This window comes from Lautropia dentalis, assembly GCF_003892345.1.
Lineage (GTDB): Bacteria > Pseudomonadota > Gammaproteobacteria > Burkholderiales > Burkholderiaceae_E > Lautropia > Lautropia dentalis.
In genome coordinates this window covers 800,099-820,615 of the sequence record NZ_RRUE01000001.1, presented here as the reverse complement: position 1 = coordinate 820,615, position 20,517 = coordinate 800,099, and the positions used below count along the sequence as shown (strand labels likewise).

Here is a 20,517-nt window from a genome sequence, read left to right as displayed (position 1 = left end):
CGCCGGACTTCAGGAAGCGCATCGGTACCGGTGCCATGGGCCACACCGGCACCAGCACCATTGATACCGGCACCGGCGCTTCCCGTTCCCACAGGGACTGGCAGGACATGGATCATAGATGGGCCCGATGGCCGGCATCTCAATTCGTGCGCCGGCTTGATAAACTTCCGTCATGACCGCGGCAGGGACAAAAGGCGCTGTGTCCCGTCATCCATGCACGCTGCACCAGCGTGACATCCTGTCGGATCCTGTCGGCGCCATGGGCAACACCCCGGTCTGACCCAGGGCGTCCACGGCACGCCGAACAACCTTCACCATCGAAACGCCCCTCCCGCCGCCCTTCCACCAGCCTTCTGCCTCCATGACCCAGACCCAGCCCTCCGCCAGCCAGCAGCCCGAGCGCCTGTTCATCACCACGGCACTGCCCTACGCCAACGGTTCCTTCCACATCGGCCACATCATGGAATACATCCAGGCCGACATCTGGGTGCGCTTCCAGCGCATGCAGGGCAAGGAGGTGCTGTTCGTGGGCGCGGACGATGCCCACGGCGCCCCCATCATGCTGAAGGCCCAGGGCGAAGGCATCACCCCCGAGGAACTGGTGGCGCGCATTGCCGCCGAGCGTCCGTTCTACCTGAACGGCTACCACATCAGCTTCGACCACTGGCATTCCACCCATTCACCCGAGAACGTCGAACTGTCACAGGGCATCTACCGCAGCCTCAAGGCCGCTGGACTGATCAGCACCCGCACCATCGAGCAGTTCTTCGACCCGGTGAAGGAAATGTTCCTGCCGGACCGCTACATCAAGGGTGAATGCCCCAACTGCCACGCAAAGGACCAGTACGGTGATGCCTGCGAAGTGTGCAGCAAGGTCTACGCCCCCACCGACCTCATCAACCCGTACTCCACGCTCACCGGCAGCACGCCCGTGATGCGCACCTCCGAACACTACTTCTTCAGCCTGTCCGACCCGCGCTGCCGCAAGTTCCTGCACGACTGGCTGGGCCGCGGCCAGCTGCAGCCCGAAGTGGCCAACAAGGCCAGGGAATGGCTGGGCAGCGACAGCTGGAATGCTGCCACCGAAGCCGGTGCCGTGGCAGCCGGATCGGGCATCGACCCGGACGCGCCCCATGCCCCCGGTGATGCCGCCAGCGTCGCCAACAATGCCGGCACGGCCCAGGCCAATGCCGCCACCCAGAGCGCCGGCAACCCGCTGGCCGACTGGGACATCTCGCGCGATGCACCCTACTTCGGCATTCCCATCCCCGATGCGCCGGGCAAATACTTCTATGTCTGGCTGGATGCCCCGGTGGGCTATCTGGCCTCGCTCAAGGCCCTGTGCGAGAAGCGCGGCATCGACTTCGGCCCCTTCATCGCCGCCGACGCTGGCAGGGATCCGCAGCGGCCGTACCGGCAGGTGCACTTCATCGGCAAGGACATCATCTACTTCCACACCCTGTTCTGGCCGGCCATGCTGGAGTTTGCCGGCCTGCACACGCCCGACAACATCTTCGTGCACGGATTCCTCACCATCTCCGGCGAAAAAATGTCCAAATCGCGCGGCACGGGCCTGTCGCCGAAGAAGTACCTGGAACTGGGCATGAACCCCGAATGGCTGCGCTACTACCTGGCTGCCAAGCTGAACCCGCGGGTGGAAGACGTGGACTTCAACGCCGAGGACTTCGTCGCCCGCGTCAACAGTGACCTGATCGGCAAGCTGGTCAACATTGCCAGCCGCTCGGCAGGCTTTCTCGTCAAGCGCTTCGACGGCAGGCTGGCCGCAGCCAGCCCCGAAACGATGGCCGCCTTTGCCGCCAGCTGGCCCGGTGCCGGCGCCCTGGCCGACATGTACGAGCAGCGCGACTACGCCCGGGCCATGCGCACCATCATGGCCTACACCGACCGCGTCAACCAGTTCATCGACGCCGAGAAGCCCTGGGAACTGGCCAGACAGCCAGGCCAGGAGGCCCGCCTGCACCAGGTGTGTTCGGATGCCCTGCGCGCCTTCGCCGAACTGATCACCCTGCTCTCGCCGGTACTGCCCGACACGGCCGCCCGCGCAGCCACCTTCCTGAACCTGCCGCAGCCGTTTGCCTGGGACACGATCGGCCAGCCCCTGCCGGCCGGGCATCAGATCCAGCCGTACCAGCACCTGATGCAGCGGGTGGACATGAAGCAGCTGGATGCGCTGTTTGGCTGGGCGGCGGAAGAGGCGGGCAAGACAGCGTCTGGCAAAGGTAACGCCGGCAGCGGGGATGCCTCGGGCAGCCAGGGGGGCACAGCCGGCAAGGATGCCAAAGGCGGCCGAACCGACACCGCCGGAAAAGCCGCCGGCCACGGCGCACCGGGCAGGCCGGGCGCTGACGGCCAGGGCAGAACAGGCAAGAGCGGCCAGACAGGTGGAACACAGGCCGCTGCCGTGGCGGGTGCCGCAGCCACGGGCTCCGGCGAACCCGAGTACATCACCATCGACGAATTCGCCCGCCCCGACCTGCGCGTGGCGAAGGTAATCTCCTGCGAGGCCGTGGAAGGTTCAGTAAAGCTGCTGCGCTTCATGCTGGACATCGGCGAGGAGAAGCCGCGGCAGGTGTTTTCCGGCATTGCCGCCTTCTACAGGGATCCGGCCGCATTGGTCGGCCGCAACGTGATCGTGGTGGCCAACCTCAAGCCCCGGAAGATGAAGTTCGGCGTGTCGGAAGGCATGATCCTGTCGGCCGTGGGACAGGATGACAGTGAGGGGCTGTTCCTGCTGGATGTGGACAGTGGGGCGAAGGCGGGGATGAAGGTGGGGTAATGACCATGAAAGCCACCCCGCCCCTGTTCCCCCGCAGAATCATCCCCATGCTGATGGCCGCCCTGCTGGCGGCCTGCAGCGGCAGCGGCGACAGTGGCAGCGGTGGCCAGGCCGCCAGCGACAGGCCCCAGCCGGGTACGCTGCTCAACGGCAGCAACTGCACACTCAAATACCATGCAAAGGCAGCTGCAGCCCAGGGCAGCGGCGCCGATCCGCGCTTCCCGACCCAGTGGTACCTGCAGAACGGTGGCAACCTGACCGGCTACTCCGGGATGAAAGCCGCCGAGGATCTGAACGTCTTGCCGGTCTGGAACACGAATGCCCATGGCGAGGGCATACGCATCGCCCTGGTGGACCACGGGCTGGAAGTGACCCACGACGATCTGGCCCCGAACGTGGTGGAAGGCGGCAGCTACAACTACGTCGACGACGGCAGCTGGAAGCGCGGCAGCCCCTGGCCCATGCCCTGCGACGCCAATGACTCCCACAGCACCAACGTGGCCGGCGTGATTGCCGCCCGCGACGACAACGGCATCGGCGGTCGTGGCGTAGCCTCACGTGCCAGCCTGGTGGGCTACAACGCCCTGGAAACCGGCAGCAGCGCCGACGTGCTGGACGCCATGGTGCGCGACCAGGACAGGAACCATATCTACAACAACAGCTGGGGCGCTTTCGACGACGGTCACTTCAATACCCCGTCCGTAGGCATCACGCATGCCGCCACGATCCGCCGCGGGCTGGACAACGGCCGCAACGGACTGGGCAGCATCTTCACCTTCGCCGGTGGCAACGGGGCCGAATATGGCGACTACTCGGTGCTGGACGGCAGCGTGAGTGTGCTGGGCGCCCTGCCCGTCTGCGCCACTGATGCCTCGGGCAAGCGCGCCATCTACAGCGAACCCGGCCCGAACCTGCTGGTCTGTGCCCCCTCCTCGGGCAGTGGCCAGAAAACCGCCAGCAACCTGCCCGCTGTGAGCACCACCGGACTGCAGAACACCTACAGCGACGATTTCTCTGGTACCTCGGCGGCCACACCGATGATCTCGGGCGTGGTGGCCCTGATGCTGCAGGCCAACCCAAACCTGACCTGGCGTGACGTACCACTGATTCTGGCCAGAACGGCCCGGCAGGTGGATACCGGCAACGCGGGCTGGACCAGCTACGGCGGCTACCACTTCAACCACGAATACGGCTTTGGCGTGGCCGATGCGGCAGCCGCCGTGGCGCAGGCCCGCACCTGGCAGAGCGTGGGTGGCAGCAGCACACTGAAGCAGTGCGGACCCTACAAGGTGACTGCCAATGCGGGCATTCCCGAAGTCAATTCCGCAAGCGGCAGCCAGCCGGACGATCCATTCCAGAATGCGGCCAGCCTGAACCAGCCCGTGGCCGACGGCATTGCCTCGACAGTCAGCCCGTCCGACTGCAACATCACCCACATCGAGCATATCGACGTGACTGTCACGGCAACAGACGCCGCCGGCACGGGCGCACATCCCAGCCCGGGTGATCTGCAGATGACGCTGACCAGCCCCAGTGGCCAGACCAGTACGCTGACCATTCCACACACGTGCTACCACATGGTCAACAACACCCGGGTTTCCACCAGTGCCTGCCAGGGCCTGTCGAATTTTGCCTTCGGCATCCGCCGTCACATGGAAGAACCCGTGGTAGCCACCTCCGGCGGCAGCACCTGGACGCTGGCGGCGGCGGACCGCCGCGCGGGCAATACGGGGCGACTGGGGGAATGGTCTGTTACCTTCTATGGCAGGTGACGATCTCCAGCCCGGGTTATCAGGGCACTGCAGAATGCCTGCATTGTAATGACCCAGCGGAACCTGCACAGTTCATGCCGCTAAAGCGTAAGCTTCGGCGGGTGTCTTCATGTTCAGCGCCTGATGTGGGCGCTGCTGGTTGTAGAACCGGATCCAGTCACCCAGTACACGGCTGGCGTGCTGCAGGGATTCGAACCGGTGCCGGTGGGCACACTGCTCCTTGATCGTGCGGATGACCCGCTCGACCATGCCGTTCTGCTCAGGGCTGTGTGGGGTGATGAACTCCTGCTGCAGGCCGTAGCTTCTGACCAGACGGGTATAGCTGCGGCTGGTGAACACCAGGCCATTGTCCGAGCGCAGCAGGAAGGGCCGTGGCACCCGTCCCAGGGTGCCGAACCGTGCGATCAGGGCATGCTCCAGCGCTGCTTCGGGCGTTTTGGCCCGGGCACTGCGCGAGAGCTGCCAGCCCAGCAATTCCCGGCTGTAGCAGTCGATGACGACTGCCAGCGTGCACCACTTGTCCTTGCCGGCCCAGATCCGGCACAGGTCGGTGGCCCAGCGCTCGTTGGGGGCCTGCGCCACGGAGGGCAGTGCCTGAATCCGGGGCCGGAATCCGACGGCCCGTTTACGGACCTGCCAGCCCTTGATCTGGAAGATGCGCTGCACCGTATTCTTGTTCATACCCAGCAACCCCGCTACGGTTCTGTATCCAAAGGAAGGGTTCTCCTCGATCATGGCCTTGACCGGCTCCACAAGCCGCTCCTGCAGCTTCGGCGGTGCCTTGACGGTTCTGTAGTAGAACGTACGCCGGGGTACGCCAAACCAGCGGCACAGCTTGCTGATCGAGACCTTGAAACCGTCTTCTTCCAGTCCCTGGCGGATCGTCTCGATCATTTCTCTGCCTCGTCCAACAGGGATTGCAACTTTTTTCGGGCACGCAGCTCCAGCATCGCCTCGCCGTACGCCTCCTGCAGATCCTTGATCTGCCTCTCGTACTGGCTGTGGATATCCAGCGGATTGGCCTTCAGGGCATTCTCCATGCCCTTCTTGCCATCCTCCACCCAGCTCTCGACCTCAGAAGGGGTGAGGTCGTAGGCCCGCGACGCCTCGGCCACTGTGGTCTTGTGTCACCGCCGATGAGAAACTGACCCACCTGCCGAAGTAAAACTGACCCACCTGGGTGAAGATGGCGGCTTTGTGACCGCCGAACATGTTGACCCAGGAACAAGCAGTGGAGATCAGAGTCATGGCCCGTCAGGGTCTTCCCATCCGAGAGATTGCACGACGCATGTCGTGTTCTCGCAACACTGTCCGACGCTATCTGCGTGAGCCCGAAGCGGTGGGCTATCCGCCCAGAGCAGCCCGTCCTACCAAGCTGGAACCGTTCCAGGAGTACCTGCTCGAACGCATCGCAGCTGCGCGCCCGGACTGGATTCCAGCCACCGTCCTGCTGCGCGAGATTCAGGAGCGAGGCTATGACGGTGGCTACAGCCAGCTCAAGGCCTTTGTGGCCCAACAGCGCCCGCGCCCTGCAGATGATCCCGTGGTGCGTTTCGAGACCGAACCCGGGCAGCAGATGCAGGCTGACTTCACCATCATCCGCCGTGGTCGCGACCCGCTGCTGGCCTTTGTGGCTACACTGGGCTTCAGCCGGGCCAGCTTCGTGCGCTTCTCGGCACGGGAGGATTCGCCGGCGTGGTGCGCAGGTCTGGAGAATGCGTTCGCCTACTTTGGTGGAGTCCCCCGAACCGTCCTGTTCGACAACGCCAGAACCATCATCATCGAGCGTGATGTCTTCGGTCCCGGCCAGCACCGCTGGAACCCGCAGCTACTGGGGCTGGCAGACCGCTATGGGTTTGTTCCCAGGGTATGCCGTCCATACCGGGCCCGCACCAAGGGTAAAGTCGAGCGCTTCAACGGATACCTCAAGCGCAGCTTCATCGTTCCCCTGGCGGCAAGCTTGCGCACAGCCGGGCTGGTTCTGGATGTGGCAGCGGCCAACGGATACGTCGGTCCCTGGCTTGACACGGTGGCCAATGCCCGTATCCATGGCACGACTGGAGAGCGTCCCGAGCGGCGCCTGGTCATCGAGCGCGATCATCTGCTGCAGCTACCCTCCAGGCAGGAGATCATCGTTGCAGCGCCGCGCACGTCGGCGCCCGTACCGTTCGAGAGCCTGCAGCACCCGCTGTCGGTGTATCAGGCCCTGCTGGAGGTGGCAGCATGAACCTTCTGCATGATCAGATTGCCGAGCTGTGCCATGGACTCAAACTGCAGCGTCTGGCTGCAGACTGGCCTGGTATTGCCCAGCGAGCCGCAGCCGAAGAGGCTGGCTATGCCGAGTTCCTCAAAAGGGTGCTCAGTACAGAACGCGACGCACGCACGGAACGCCAGAGGCAAACGCTGCTGAAGATGGCAACGCTGCCTTCGGTGAAGACCTTCGAGCAGTTCGATTTCAACTTCGCTACAGGGGCTCCGCGCAGTCAGCTGCAGGATCTTGCAGCACTGACCTTCATTGAACGTGCGGAGAACGTCATCCTGCTTGGCCCCAGTGGGGTAGGCAAGACGCACCTGGCCTGCGCGCTGGCCTACAGGGCGACCATGGCAGGTATCAAGACACGCTTCATCACTGCCGCAGACTTGATGCTGCAGCTGGCAACGGCACGCCAGCAGGGGCGCCTCAAGCAGTACTTCAACCGGGCAGTGCTCGGGCCCAGGCTGCTGGTCATCGATGAGATAGGTTACCTGCCGTTTGGCAGGGATGAGGCCAACCTGTTCTTCAACGTTGTAGCCAAGCGTTATGAACATGCCTCCATCGTGTTGACCAGCAACCTGCCATTTACGCAATGGCCAGAAACCTTCGCAGGTGATCAGACCCTGACGGCCGCAATGCTCGACCGCATGCTGCATCATGCTCACATCGTGCAGATCTCCGGCCAAAGCTACCGGCTACGCGACAAGGTGCGTGCCGGACAGGTGGCCAGCAAGGAGGGAAAGGCCGCCTGACTGAGGGCTGGTAACCCATTCTATCGCGTGCCCAGGTGGGTCAGTTTTACTTCGGCACCCTGGGTCAGTTTTCAATCGGCGTTGACACTTGCCCTGGATGATGTCCAGTACCAGCGCGGTCTTGCGCCGCGCTGTCCAACGTTTGATCTCTTCGTCCATCAACGTGCTCATTGTGCTCTCCTCGTTACGATAACACCTGAGCAGGTTTCTACTGGGTCATTACAGCATCGAGCGGCCCCTATAGTTCACAATAGTTGTCCGATCGATAGTAATCTCCAACCCGAGGGCGAAACAGGACAAGGAACGTGGCCAGATACGGAAAGGCATTCAAGGACAGGGCAGTGGCCAGACTGCTGCCACCGGAGAGCGCTCCGGTGGATGTGGTGTCGCAAGAGCTGCACATCTCGGTGGCAACGCTGGAGCGCTGGCGGGCAGACGCGCTGGCTGCGCCAGCAGCAGAGCGGGTCTGGACGCCAGCGGCGCGCATGGACGCCATCATTGCCACAGCTGCAATGGATGACGCATCACGCAGCGCCTGGTGCCGTGAGAAAGGCATCTACCCGCAGGACCTGCAGAAATGGCGCGATGCGGCCACTCAGGGGGTTGCAGACCCGGAAGAAGCCTCCCAGAAGGTGCAGCGTGCCACCCAGGCCACCCGGCGCCGGGTCAAGGAGCTGGAGCGGGATCTGAGGCGCAAGGAGAAGGCACTGGCCGAGACCACCGCACTGCTGGTTCTGCAAAAAAAGTTGGATGCGATCTTCCATCCGGACGGGGGCGGGGACACATGACAGCCCTGGAAGATCGCCGAATCATCGTCCGGCACATCGACGAGGCCCATGCAGCCGGAGCCCGGCTCGTGCCGGCCTGCAAGGTCGCTGGCATCACGGCCAGAACCCTGCAGCGCTGGCGCACAGAGGACGGCCAGGTCCTGCCTGATGGGCGTCCCACGTCCAGCCGACCCCGACCGGCCCACGCACTGACCGAGCAAGAGAAAGCGCTCATGCTGGCCACTGCCAACGCCCCCCGCTTTGCCGACCTGCCACCGGCACGCATCGTGCCGATGCTGGCCGATGAGGGCGTCTACATTGCCAGCGAATCGAGCTTTCAGCGCGTGCTGCGTGCAGCCGGGCAGAACCGTCGCAGGGGACGGGCTCGTCCTCCTGCCAGACAGCGTCCGCCCACCACGCACGTGGCCACCGGACCGGGCCAGGTCTGGTGCTGGGACATGACGTACCTGCCCAGCAAGGTCCGGGGCCAGTGGTTTTACCTGTACCTGATCATGGACCTGTACAGCCGCAAGATCGTGGGCTGGGAGATTCACGCAGACGACAGCGCCGACCATGCCGTGCGGCTGCTCAGGCGTGTGGCGCTCTCGGAAGGCATCCATGCAAAACCCGAAAGGCCTGTGCTGCATGGCGACAATGGCAGCACACTCAAGGCCACCACGGTACTGGCCATGCTGAACTGGCTGGGTATCCGGCCCTCCTACTCACGGCCGCGTGTCTCTGATGATAATGCCTTTGTGGAAGCGCTGTTCAAGACGGCCAAGTACCGGCCGGAGTTCCCTGCGGGCGGTGTGGCCAGTCTGGCTGAAGCCCGGCAGTGGGGGCATGGATTCGTGACCTGGTACAACGACGAGCACCGGCACAGCCGTATTGGCTACGTGACGCCGAGCCAGCGCCACGACGGGCGGGATGTGAACATCCTGCAGGCCCGGCACCACCTGTACCAGAAGGCACGCAGCCAGACACCATCACGCTGGTCGGGCAATACCCGCAACTGGCAACCCATCACGAGGGTCACGCTCAACCCGGAGCGTGACAGCGTGGCTCAGGCGGCCACCAATCCGTGCGATAACGGACAGGTGGCTGCATGATTCATCGGACAACAACGTTGACTTTCACCGCGGCTCAACAGGACGGTTCGGCATGAGTGGCTGGGCCAGTACCGCTGGGACAGTCTGACCCAGGTGCAGGAGACTGCCACGGAGTGGATGTGGTCCTACAATCACGAACGCCCACACATGGCACTGAGCGGCATCACCCCCAAGCAGCGGTACGCCATGACCGCCTGATCGCTCTACTTCTGATGCCAATCAAAAATGGGGGGATTACCACCACCCCGACGACATGCGTTACGATTTCCTGCGAATAATATTACCAACCATATCAACTACTTTTTGCAAATGAGGTGGCTGCATAATCGAATCATGATTTCCTCCAATAGAAATTACAGTTGGCCCTTGCTCCTTCATGAACTCCCAGCCTCGCACATACTCCGCCTGTTTTCTATTCAACCCGCTAACATCCAACATATCCTGCGTCACTTCGGGAGCCAAAAAGAAGTACACATCTCCATCAATAGCCTTCGGCCTGTAATCAAATACAGATTTTGTTATCCTATGCTCCACATTCACCCTGCGAATCAAATCATCCCGCGACACAGCATCACCACCATTGATTTTATAGTATTCATCAATAACCTCTTCCACGCTGCCCATATTCATCATTCTTTTGAAATCGCTTCTATCGATATTCATAATCCTATCGATAAACCTGACCGCCGATCCTTTAAAATCCACATCAGAGCTTTTCAGACCAAAAGAGCAATGAACGTACGTGTCGATCATGATTATAAAATCTATATCTTCACCTATTTCTATCAATTGGCGCCCGATCTCATATGCAATCAACCCACCAGCCGACCAACCAAACAGCCTATAAGGCCCACTTGGCCGAACCTTTCTTATGGCTTCAATATATGAGGAAGCCATATTTTTCACTGATAGAAATTCCTTACCCTCAAGATCGAAATTCATCGCATGAAACCCATATACAGGGAAGTCACCCGCAAGCAGGCTAACCATTGGAACATATGCCATAACAGTTCCACTGACTTCATGTATCAAAAACAAAGGCACTGCATCCTCTGAACCGCCTGGTCTCATGGGAACCAGACAATCACCTCCAGTAGGAACTTGGCTTTCATCAAGCAGAAAATGTTCTTGTTGAGCAATGGTCGGAAAACGGAAAACCTGTGCCACCGAACAGTACAGTCCTCGTTCTTTCATTCTACTCAATAGACTCATTACAAGTAGTGAGTGCCCACCCAAATCGAAAAAATTATCGTGGCGCCCCACGCGCTCCACACCCAACAGCTCCTGCCAGATACCGGCCAGCACCTCTTCCACCGGTCCCTGTGGCGCCTCGTACATGTGTGTGATCAGCGAATCCACGTCCGGCGCCGGCAACGCCTTCCTGTCCACCTTGCCGCTCGTGTTCAGCGGCATTGTCTCCAGACGCATGAACGCACTCGGCACCATGTATTCGGGTAGTTCCGCCTTCAGGTGATCCCGCAGCCGCTCCACATCCGGCAACGCCTCTTCGGGCAGCGCCTCATGGGCCGTCCAGTACGCCACCAACCGCTTGTCGCCCGGATGGTCCTCCCGCGCCAGCACCACCACTTCCTTCACTTGCGGCAACTCTCCCAGCCGCGCCTCTATCTCTCCCAGCTCTATCCGGAAACCACGGATCTTGACCTGGAAGTCGTTCCTACCCACGAACTCGATCAGACCGTCCTCGCGCCAGTAACCCAGGTCTCCCGACCTGTACATCCGTGCATTGGGCTCATCACTGAACGGATTCGGTATGAAGCGTTCGGCCGTCAGATCAGGCCGGTTCAAGTACCCCAGCGCTACACCATCACCACCGATGTAGATCTCGCCTGTCACGCCAACCGGCACCAGCTGGCCGTGTCCGTCCAGAATGTAGATTTGTGTGTTGCCTATCGGTTTGCCCAGCGGAATCCTCTGGCAGCTCTCATCAATCAGGCCATTGAGCCGGCAGGTCGTAGCAAACGTCGTCGTCTCCGTCGGACCATAGGCCGCCATGAAGTTCTTTGGTGCGCCGTACTGCAACACGCGACGGATCGTGTTCGGCTCGATCACATCCCCACCTGTCAGCAAATACTTCAGCCTGCTCAGCGGCTCGGCCAACGCATCCGCGTACTGGTGGAACAGGCCGATGGTGATGTACATCGCCGTAACGCCCTCATCCAGCAACAGTCGCCCGAACCGTACCGGATCCAGCACCGTATCCTGCGGCACGATCACCACCCGTGCCCCATTGAGCAATGCGCCCCAGACCTCGAAGGTCGAACCATCAAACGTCGGGTTGCTGAAGTGCACGAACACATCTTCCGGTGTGACGTCGGCGTACCCGTTGGAAAACACCAGCCTGTTCACACCGTGGTGCGGGGTCATCACGCCCTTGGGCTTGCCGGTCGAACCCGAGGTGTACATCACATATGCCACTTCCGAGCACTCTGCTTTCGGCACAGCAGGATTATCCGCCGACAGCCCTGCCACAACCTTCATCGCCCGACCCAACTCCAGCCACTGCGACTCCTGGCCGGACGTCGTTGCATCGGCCTCCTGCGCCGTTGCACCATCGAACAGCACGACCTTCGCCTGACAGTCCTCGAGCATGAACCGCCGCCGCTCCTGCGGAAACTCTGGATCAACCGGTACGTAGGTACCGCCGGCCTTGAGGGTCGCCAGCTGCGCCAGCAGCATCTCGATACCACGTGGCGCAACAATGGCTACGTTCTGTCCCCGTCCCACGCCATGGTCCAGCAACCAGTGTGCCAGCTGGTTGGCCTTTGTGTTAAGCTGGGCATACGTCAGACTCTGGCCTTCATACTGCGCCGCCAACGCTTGCGGCGTACGCTCGGCCTGCTGTTCAAAGAGATCGTGGATCAGCGCCTCTTTCGGATATTCCGCTGCCGTGGCATTGAACCCATGGACCAATTGCTCCTTTTCTGACTGGGAAAGTATCTCCAGCTGAAGAAGTGCCCTTTTTGGCTCTGCCTCCAGTGCCTGGACAACCCCAAGCACCGCACAACTCAAGTATCCAAGAACACGTTCCGGTTCAACAACACGAGCGTCCGTCTGGGCTATCAATGCAAATCCACCAGCCCCCAGGTCATCAACCGACACTACAAACGGATAATTCGTCCGTTCCTTCGGCTCGACTACCTCAATACCAGAACGGCTTGTCAGATCATTCGTTCCTTGGCTGTGCCGGAAGTTCAGCACCGCACTAAACAGTGCGGCACCACTGGCCACGCCGCTGCAGCGCTGTGCCAACGCCAATGCAGTCTGCTCATACTTCAGCAAACCCACTAACATACTCTGCGTCTCACGCATCGCCTCGATAACACTCGTGCCCTGCATCTTCAACCGCACCGGAAGCGTGTTGATGAACATCCCCAGCATTCGATCCGCTCCGGCCACACTCCCCATCCGGCCCGACAGCACGCTACCAAAGACCACATCATCACGCGATGCGCATCGTGCCAGTACCAGAGCATAGGCCACATGAAACAGTATCGCCGCACTCATGCCCAGCATGCGTACACACGTCCTGATCCGCTGAGAAAGCCCTGAATCCAAGAGCAACTCTTCCTCCCTGATCGCCGCCCCATCGCCATGAACATCCATCATCCCAAAGGGTGCTGTCGGCTCATCAACATCCCCCAGCATCTGCCAGAAGAATGTTTCGGCTTCTGCGTCACGCTGACGGTCAAGGCTGTGGGCCACGAATCCCCGGTACGGTATTGACTGCAACAGTTCATCTTCCTCGCCTTCCAGGATTCGCGCGACTTCCTCCAACATCACATCCATAGATACATGATCCAGCACCACGTGATGAAACATCAATACCGCATGGCACTGTCCATCTTCATCCGTTTGTCGGCTAATCATACGCACCGGCCGAAAGCTGAGCAGCGGCGGCTCAGCCAAGTTCATCGACAGCGGCGCCTCATCCAGGTACGCCCGAATGCTCTGCAATTCATCACTTTCTGCAGCAACTTCCAGAGGCTCCGTCATCAGCTCCGCATGCCGGTACACCACCTGCACCGCCTGCGGAAGACCCTCCCAAAGGATCGCCGTACGCAGGACATCATGCCGCGCCACTACCCTATTCATGGCCCATGCAAAGCGCTCGAACTGCGCCATTGACGCAAACGACACGATGGCACTCAGCACATACGGATCGTTGTCCCGGTGGAAACGGTGATAGAACAACACCCCCTCCTGCAACGGCGCCAGCGGGTAGATGTCCTGAATGTTGGCCATCCCTCCTGGTACCGTCTCCGCTATCCGATCGATCTGCGCCTGATCCAGTGCCACCAGTGGCAGCATCTCCGACGTGATGTGTGTGCAGGCCTGCGGGATCAGGTTGGCCGGTGCCTGCCAGGTATCGACTTCCTGTCCGCGGATCTCCGCTGCCAGGTCTGCCAGGCTTCCCGCCTGGAACACCTGACGGATCTCGGCCTTCAGTCCTGCCTGTCGCAGTTTCTCCACCATTGACACGATCAACAGCGAGTGTCCACCCAGATCAAAGAAACTGTCGTTCCTTCCAACCCGCTCCACACCCAGCAACTCCTGCCAGATACCAGCCAGCACCTCTTCCACCGGACCCTGCGGCACCTCATACACATGTGCAATCATCGCATCCACACCCGGTGCCGGTAGCGCCTTCCTGTCCACCTTGCCATGGGGCGTAAGCGGCATCGCCTCCAGCTTCACGAACGCACTCGGCACCATGTACGACGGCAACTCCGCCCTCAGGTAATTCCGCAACCGCTCCACATCCGGCTGCTGGCGCCTGTCTTCGTCATCTCCGGCTTCTGCTTCATGGCCCGACGTGCCGGACATTGCCCCTGCCTCTTCGGGTCGTGCCGTCCAGTACGCCACCAGCCGTTTGTCTCCCGGCTGGTCTTCCCGGGCCAGCACCACGGCATCCCGCACCTCCGGCAACTCCGCCAGTCGTGTCTCGATCTCTCCCAGCTCTATTCTCAGCCCTCGGATCTTGATCTGGAAGTCGTTCCTGCCCAGATACTCGATCTGACCATCAGCCCGCCATTTGCCGAGATCTCCCGTTCTGTACATCCGGGCATTAGGATCATCACTGAACGGGTCGTCCATGAAGCGCTCTGCCGTTAGCTCCACACGGTTCAGATAACCCCGTGCCACACCGGGTCCACCCACATACAGCTCTCCCTTCACACCAATGGGCACGGGTTTCCTGTCCACATCCAGCACATAGATTTTCATATCCGGAATATGCACTCCAATCGGACTGCTACCTCGTTTATTCAAATCCTCAATGCACAGTGCTCTGTACGTCACATGTACCGTCGTCTCAGTAATGCCATACATGTTCACCAACTGCGTGTTCTGGTTCTGCTCCCGCCCATACCAGGGAGCCAGCATGGATGGCTCCAGAACCTCGCCGCCAAATATCACCACACGCAGCCGGTGTCCCGCCCCGGCAGCCATATCCTGGGCAGTCATCAGCAGCCGGAAGGCACTGGGAGTCTGGTTCAGCACCGTCACATTCTCATTGCGGAGCAGCTCATAGAATGCATTCGGAGATCTGCTCATCAGATAGGGAACCACCACGAGCCGTCCACCATGCAGCAGCGCCCCCCAAATCTCCCAGACCGAGAAGTCGAATGCAAACGAGTGAAACAGGGTCCAGACATCATGACCATCAAAATGGAACCACTCCTGCGTGGCAGAAAACAGTCTTACGACATTCTGGTGCTCGACCATGACCCCCTTCGGCAGACCTGTCGAACCCGAGGTGTAAATCACATATGCTAGATGAGATGGCTGTACCCCAACCAACGCTGAAGGCAGATTCACCTTCGTTGACCGTTGCCAAATCTCCGACGATTCATCTAGTTCGATCAGCGGCAGACCAGCAATCACGTCTTTCAACTGTTCACGCAATGACGGGGGAATGAGGCTGTGGGTCAGAAGTGCCACTGGTTTGCTGTCCTCCAGGATATAACGCATACGCTCTGCGGGATAGGCCGGATCCACCGGCACATACGCCGCACCTGCCTTCAGAATCCCCAGCAGCCCCACCACCATCTCAAGACTACGCTCTACACTGATTGCCACTAGTACATCCGGCCCCATGATCGTAGTTCCCGAGGCATCCTTCAATGACCTAAGTTGGTGCGCCAGCTGATTGGCCCTTGTATTGAGTTCTGCGTACGTCAGGGTCTTGTTCTCGTATTGCACTGCCACCGCGTCCGGCGTCCTTTGCGCCTGATGCTCGAATAGTTCATGGATCAGTGCATCTTTCGGGTATGACGCCTCTGTAGCATTGAATTCACGTATGACCTGTTCACGCTCCACTTCCGACACCCAGGATAGTTCACCGATCCGTTGCTCATCATTGGCAGCCATGGACTGCAACAATAATTTCCAGCACCCCAGCCACCGCTCAACGGTCTCACGGTCAAATATATCCGTTCTGTACTCCAGCACACCCCGCAATCGCCCTTGCACCTCCTCCACGGACAGCATCAAATCAAAATGAGTGCTCTCATGCCTGAAATCCTGTTCAGTCAGCTTCAACCCCGGCAGCTTCAGAACGTCTCCGGAGGCATTCTGTAATGTCAGCGCCACCTGAAACAATGGGCTGTGTCCCATGCTCCGCTCGGGACTCACCACTTCAACCACCTGCTCGAACGGCACGTCCTGATGTCCAAAGCCTGCCAGCATCCGTTCCTTGACCTGACTCAACAACTCTGACACCGTTGCCTGTGCATCCAGCCTCGTGCGCAGTGCCAGCGTGTTCACAAAGAACCCTATCAGTCCCTCCAGCTCACTGCGCCGTCGATTGGCCACCGGTGTACCAATCACTACATCGTCCTGGCCACTGAGCCTGCCCATAAGCACCGCAAACCCAGCCTGCAGCACCATGAACAGCGTCGCTCCATGGCGCCTGGCCAGGGTATTAAGCTCTTCTGTTATATGCTTATCCAGTTCGAGCGGTACCACGCTGCCGGCATAACTCTGCACTGGCGGCCGCGGCCTGTCCGTCGGCAGCTCCAGCAGCGTCTGCGCCCCTGTAAGCTCTTCCTTCCAATATGCAGTCTGGGTTTGCAGCTGCTCACCAATCAGCCACTGCCGCTGCCACTGTGCGTAATCGGCATACTGGATCGGCAGATCAGGTAACGGATTGTCCCGACCTTGGCTGAACGCTTCGTACAACGCCGCCAGCTCCCGTGTCAGCACACCCATCGACCAGCCGTCCGACACGATGTGGTGCATGCACAAGCTCAACACATGATCTTGGTCGCCCAGCTTCGCCAGGCTGGCCCGGACCAGTGCATCCCGCGTCAGATCGAATGGTCTGTGCAATGTCTCGTCTATCAGGGCGTCCTTCACCTGTTCTTTCTCTGCGCCTGCAAGTTGCGACAGGTCTCGGTACTGCAGCTCAAACGGCCGTACCGGCAGTATCCTCTGCACCGGTTCTCCGTCCGCATTGCGCTCGAACACCGTGCGCAGCGCCTCATGCCTGGCCACTATCGTATCCAGTGTGCGCTGCAACGCTTTCCGATCCAGCTCACCCTGCAGGCGCAACACGGCCGGGATGTGATACGCCGACCCCAGATCCTCCAACTGCTCCAGGAACCACAGCCGTTGCTGTGCCCAGGACAGCGGCAGATCCTTCGCCCGATCTGCCCGCTCTATCGGTGTTGTCTGAACTTCATCGACCCGTTGCAGCCTACCCGCAACCCCGGTCAATGTCGGAGCATCAAATATCTCTCCCAGCTGAACCTCCTGGCCCATATCTCGCCGCATACGGCCAATCAGCTGGACTGCCAGCAGCGAGTGTCCGCCCAGATCGAAGAAACTGTCGTTCCTTCCAACCCGCTCCACACCCAGCAGCTCCTGCCAGATTCCAGCCAGCACCTCTTCCACCGGACCCTGCGGCGCTTCGTATGCATGTGCAGTCAGCGCGTCCGCATCCGGCGCCGGCAGCGCCTTCCTATCCACCTTGCCATTGGGGGTCAGCGGCATCTCCTCCAGCTTCACGAATACCGACGGCACCATGTATTCTGGCAACTCCGCTCTCAGATGATCCCGAAGCTGCTCCAATTCCTTCTGCCGGACATCTGCCTTTTGCCGTGCCTCCTCATCATGACTGACCGCATCTCGAGGATCGCCCTCTTTTGGCAGAACACCTTCGGTATGCTCCACAGCATCCAACAGCGCCGATCGATCCGATGGTTCGGTACCCCGTGCCGTCCAGTACGCCACCAGACGCCTGTCTCCCGGCTGGTCCTCCAGTGCCACCACCACGGCCTCACGAACCCGTGCCAGCTCGCCCAGTCGTGCCTCGATCTCTCCCAGCTCCACCCGGAAACCACGAATCTTGACCTGGTCATCGTTGCGACCAGCAAACTGCAACACACCGTCAGTCTGCCAGTAACCCAGATCCCCCGTCCTGTACATCCGCGCTCCCGGCTTCTCACTGAACGGATCCTTCACGAATCGTTCTCCGCTCAGCTCCGGCCGGTTCAGATAGCCCCGGGCCACACCTTCGCCACCAATGCAGATTTCCCCCTGCACACCGACCGGCGCTGGCCAACCGTGATCATCCAGCACATAGATCCGCACATTGGCCAGCGGTCTGCCGATCGGCGCCCGCGCCATCTCCTGCGGCTGCACCACATGGGTCGTGGCCGTCACCGTCGCCTCAGTCGGTCCATACTCGTTGAGCAGCACCACCCGCTCGCCCTGGCGCTCGAACCAGTGCGACAACGCTGCCGGATCCAGCCGCTCACCACCCAGCGCAATCAGCCGCAGCGCTTCGGGCAATTCTTCCGGTACTTCGTAGGCCAGCCGGTGCCAGAAAGCCGCCGGCAGGTGCGCCACCGTGATTCCCCATGCCCGGCACGCCCGCCAGAACGACACACTGTCACCGATGCAGTCCTCGTTACGCAGCACCAGTGTCGCACCCGAGGTCAATGTACTGAAGATCTCCTGGGCTGCCACGTCGAAAGACATCGAGACGAACTGCAGCACCCGGTCCCTTTCCGTCAGCCCATACGCACGCTGGATGGCCAACAACAGATTATCCAGCTGGCGATGCTCGACCATCACGCCCTTGGGTAAGCCCGTCGAGCCCGAGGTATAGATCACATACGCCAGATTCGATGAGGTCTGCCCTGTCTCCTCTCGGCCGATATTCTGTTCCGGCTGGTCCACATAGGTCGATTCCTCATCGAGCAAGACGAGCTCTTCGATTCCCGTGCCAACAGCCCGTGCCGGCGTTGATAGATACTCCAGCAGTCTGCGTTGCGTCAGCAGTACTCGCGCCTGCGAATCCCTAAGCATATATTCGATACGCTCTGCCGGATAGGCCGGGTCCACCGATACATAGGCAGCACCCGCCTTCAGGATGCCCAACAATCCCACCACCATCTCGGGGCTGCGTTCCACACTGATTGCCACGCGGGTATCTGGACTGACCAGCATTTCTCCCGAGGTGTCCTTCAACGACAACAACCGGTATGCCAGCTGATTGGCCCTCGTGTTGAGCTGAGCATACGTCATGCTCTTGCCTTCATACTGAACCGCCACAGTCTCTGGTGTATGCTCGCCTTGTCGCTCGAACAGCTCATGAATCAGCGCGTCCTTCGAATAGTCCATTTCCGTCTCATTGAAACGGAAGATGACTTTATTCCATTCGTCGCTATTCATGATGGGAACGGAGTCAATCAGAACCTCATCAAGCGTCAGGACACAATCCAGCATCAAGTCGATGCGATTCACCATGTTTCGGACATCCTCGTCCTTCAAATAATCCGAGTTATAGGCAAAATCCACAACGACATCTTCATTATCATAAAAATCGTTGACGCTGATGACAAGGGGCATCTGTTCATGTCCATGTCGGACCTTTGTCCACCGCGTCACGACGTCACCCAGCGGAGCTTCAGCCTGAAATTGATCAAATGCCAGAACAACGTCATATAGACTGGGCCGCACCGAGTAATCTAGGGACACGCAACGATTTATTTCTGAAACAGGAAGACGTTGATGGCGATAATTACGACGAAGTTCGTTGCCAGCACGCCTTATCAGATCTGAGAATCTCCATTGCCCCTCGACCCCGAATCGCACAGGAACTACTGATGCAAACATTCCCATAACCTGCCGATGCCTCTTTCCCGACCGATTGTGCACAGGTACACCAATAACCATATCGCTGGCACACGTCGTTCTATAAAAATAACATGCAAGCAAAGCAAGAAAAAAACCATTCACGGAAACATCATGCCGCCTCGCATAATTTTCAATAATTGAATATCGTTCCCTACTCAGGATCCACGCATGTAACCCGCTACCACGGCTTTCCGGCTCTTTACCAAGCGTTCGCTGAGAGGGGAAAAGCACTGGAGGCAATGTACGAAAGCGCTCCTTCCAAAAATTGCGATCCCTGTCTGCACGCAGCGATACCAGATAATCGCGATCTGTACCCCAATACATGTCAAATGATGGAAAAACATCCCTTTCATCAGCCCCCCCTTTCCACAGATTGGTATACGTCTGACTGAGATCCATAAAGAAGTTTGCACCAGAAACACCATCGCAAATAAGATGATGAAATCGGGCAGACCATACATAACGCCGCACACCGGTTCTAATGAGCATACACGCCCACATCAGCCCGCCATCCAAGGGAAATACCCGGTCCATTGCCTCCTGAATCAATTGTTTGGCCTCCGACTCCGGAGATATGCTCTGGCGAAGGTCCAGACTCCGGAACGGCACCTCTATTCTTCCGAGAATTCGTTGCCAGGGAACCCCATCACGAGAACCAAACACGAGGCGAAGTGCCGAATGGCGATGCGACACTTCCTCCAGCGCTCGGACGAACAGGTTCTGATCAACTGGACCATCCACATTTACAGCCATGCCGACATTGTAGGAAGGACAGTCGGGAGAACGCATCTGATCCATCCAGACCCCCATCTGCACCGATGTGAGAGGCTGCGGGCCGGATATACCATTACTGGAGTGGGCTCCGGATATGTCTGATGCTGTTTTCCTGGTCATGATTGCTC

6 protein-coding genes and 6 pseudogenes are annotated in these 20,517 nt (G+C 59.8%); 6 read left to right on the top strand and 6 right to left on the bottom strand.

Translation table 11 applies throughout. The annotated features are described in order from the left end of the window. The first annotated feature begins 361 nt into the window (after nt 1–361). Both metG and EHV23_RS03180 read left to right on the top strand, forming a co-directional pair. Nucleotides 362–2,797 carry a methionine--tRNA ligase subunit beta gene (gene metG, locus EHV23_RS03185; protein WP_238990251.1) on the top strand — a complete coding sequence of 812 codons (2,436 nt, stop codon included), beginning with the start codon at nt 362–364 and terminating at the stop codon, nt 2,795–2,797. 5 nt (nt 2,798–2,802) lie between these two features. Next, nucleotides 2,803–4,569, top strand: a complete 1,767-nt coding sequence (locus EHV23_RS03180; protein ID WP_125094680.1) for a S8 family serine peptidase — start codon at nt 2,803–2,805, stop codon at nt 4,567–4,569. Nucleotides 4,570–4,641: 72 nt separating this feature from the next. Here EHV23_RS03180 and EHV23_RS03175 read toward each other — a convergent pair whose 3' ends face one another. Together EHV23_RS03175 and EHV23_RS03170 are read right to left on the bottom strand one after the other, a co-directional pair. After that, nucleotides 4,642–5,463 (bottom strand): IS3 family transposase, encoded by an 822-nt coding sequence (locus EHV23_RS03175; RefSeq protein ID WP_125094679.1) that lies wholly within the window; start codon nt 5,461–5,463, stop codon nt 4,642–4,644. Then, nucleotides 5,460–5,693 (bottom strand): annotated as a pseudogene (locus EHV23_RS03170) (DUF1153 domain-containing protein); the annotation flags it as partial. The pseudogene EHV23_RS03170 and the gene EHV23_RS03175, both read right to left, overlap by 4 nt. A gap of 86 nt (nt 5,694–5,779) precedes the next feature. Here EHV23_RS03170 and istA point away from each other — a divergent pair. After that, the gene (istA, locus tag EHV23_RS03165; protein WP_125094390.1) at nt 5,780–6,796 is read left to right on the top strand and encodes an IS21 family transposase; all 1,017 of its coding nucleotides are present in this window, start codon (nt 5,780–5,782) and stop codon (nt 6,794–6,796) included. Next, nucleotides 6,793–7,575, top strand: coding sequence for an IS21-like element helper ATPase IstB (gene istB / locus EHV23_RS03160; RefSeq protein ID WP_125094389.1), 783 nt, complete (start codon nt 6,793–6,795; stop codon nt 7,573–7,575). The genes istA and istB overlap by 4 nt, the downstream gene beginning before the upstream one ends. Nucleotides 7,576–7,662: 87 nt before the next feature. On the opposite strand, the pseudogene EHV23_RS15865 reads toward istB, so the two are convergent. Continuing rightward, nucleotides 7,663–7,746: pseudogene (locus tag EHV23_RS15865) on the bottom strand (DUF1153 domain-containing protein); the annotation flags it as partial. 134 nt (nt 7,747–7,880) lie between these two features. Between EHV23_RS15865 and EHV23_RS03150 the strand changes: the two are divergent. Both EHV23_RS03150 and EHV23_RS03145 read left to right on the top strand, forming a co-directional pair. Then, nucleotides 7,881–9,451, top strand: a protein-coding gene (locus EHV23_RS03150) for an IS3 family transposase (RefSeq protein WP_125094678.1) whose coding sequence is annotated in 2 segments (ribosomal slippage) — nt 7,881–8,328 and nt 8,328–9,451 — 1,572 coding nt in all. Because the reading frame shifts where the segments join, the coding sequence is not laid out codon by codon here. A 30-nt stretch (nt 9,452–9,481) separates the two neighbouring features. After that, nucleotides 9,482–9,649 (top strand): annotated as a pseudogene (locus tag EHV23_RS03145) (integrase core domain-containing protein); the annotation flags it as partial. A 60-nt stretch (nt 9,650–9,709) separates the two neighbouring features. On the opposite strand, the pseudogene EHV23_RS16700 reads toward EHV23_RS03145, so the two are convergent. The 3 pseudogenes from EHV23_RS16700 to EHV23_RS16690 form a co-directional block, all read right to left on the bottom strand. Further along, nucleotides 9,710–12,307, bottom strand: a pseudogene (locus EHV23_RS16700) (non-ribosomal peptide synthetase); the annotation flags it as partial. Between the two features lie 81 nt (nt 12,308–12,388). After that, a pseudogene (locus EHV23_RS16695) lies at nt 12,389–17,101 on the bottom strand (amino acid adenylation domain-containing protein); the annotation flags it as partial. 78 nt (nt 17,102–17,179) lie between these two features. Further along, nucleotides 17,180–20,509: pseudogene (locus tag EHV23_RS16690) on the bottom strand (non-ribosomal peptide synthetase); the annotation flags it as partial. Between the last annotated feature and the right edge of the window lie 8 nt (nt 20,510–20,517).

Bases quoted from the DNA above. Each gene is read 5' to 3' on its own strand.
- EHV23_RS03175 (WP_125094679.1), bottom strand. From the start codon at position 5,463: ATGATCGAGACGATCCGCCAGGGACTGGAAGAAGACGGTTTCAAGGTC.
- EHV23_RS03180 (WP_125094680.1), top strand. From the start codon at position 2,803: ATGAAAGCCACCCCGCCCCTGTTCCCCCGCAGAATCATCCCCATGCTG.
- istB (WP_125094389.1), top strand. From the start codon at position 6,793: ATGAACCTTCTGCATGATCAGATTGCCGAGCTGTGCCATGGACTCAAA.
- metG (WP_238990251.1), top strand. From the start codon at position 362: ATGACCCAGACCCAGCCCTCCGCCAGCCAGCAGCCCGAGCGCCTGTTC.
- istA (WP_125094390.1), top strand. From the start codon at position 5,780: ATGTTGACCCAGGAACAAGCAGTGGAGATCAGAGTCATGGCCCGTCAG.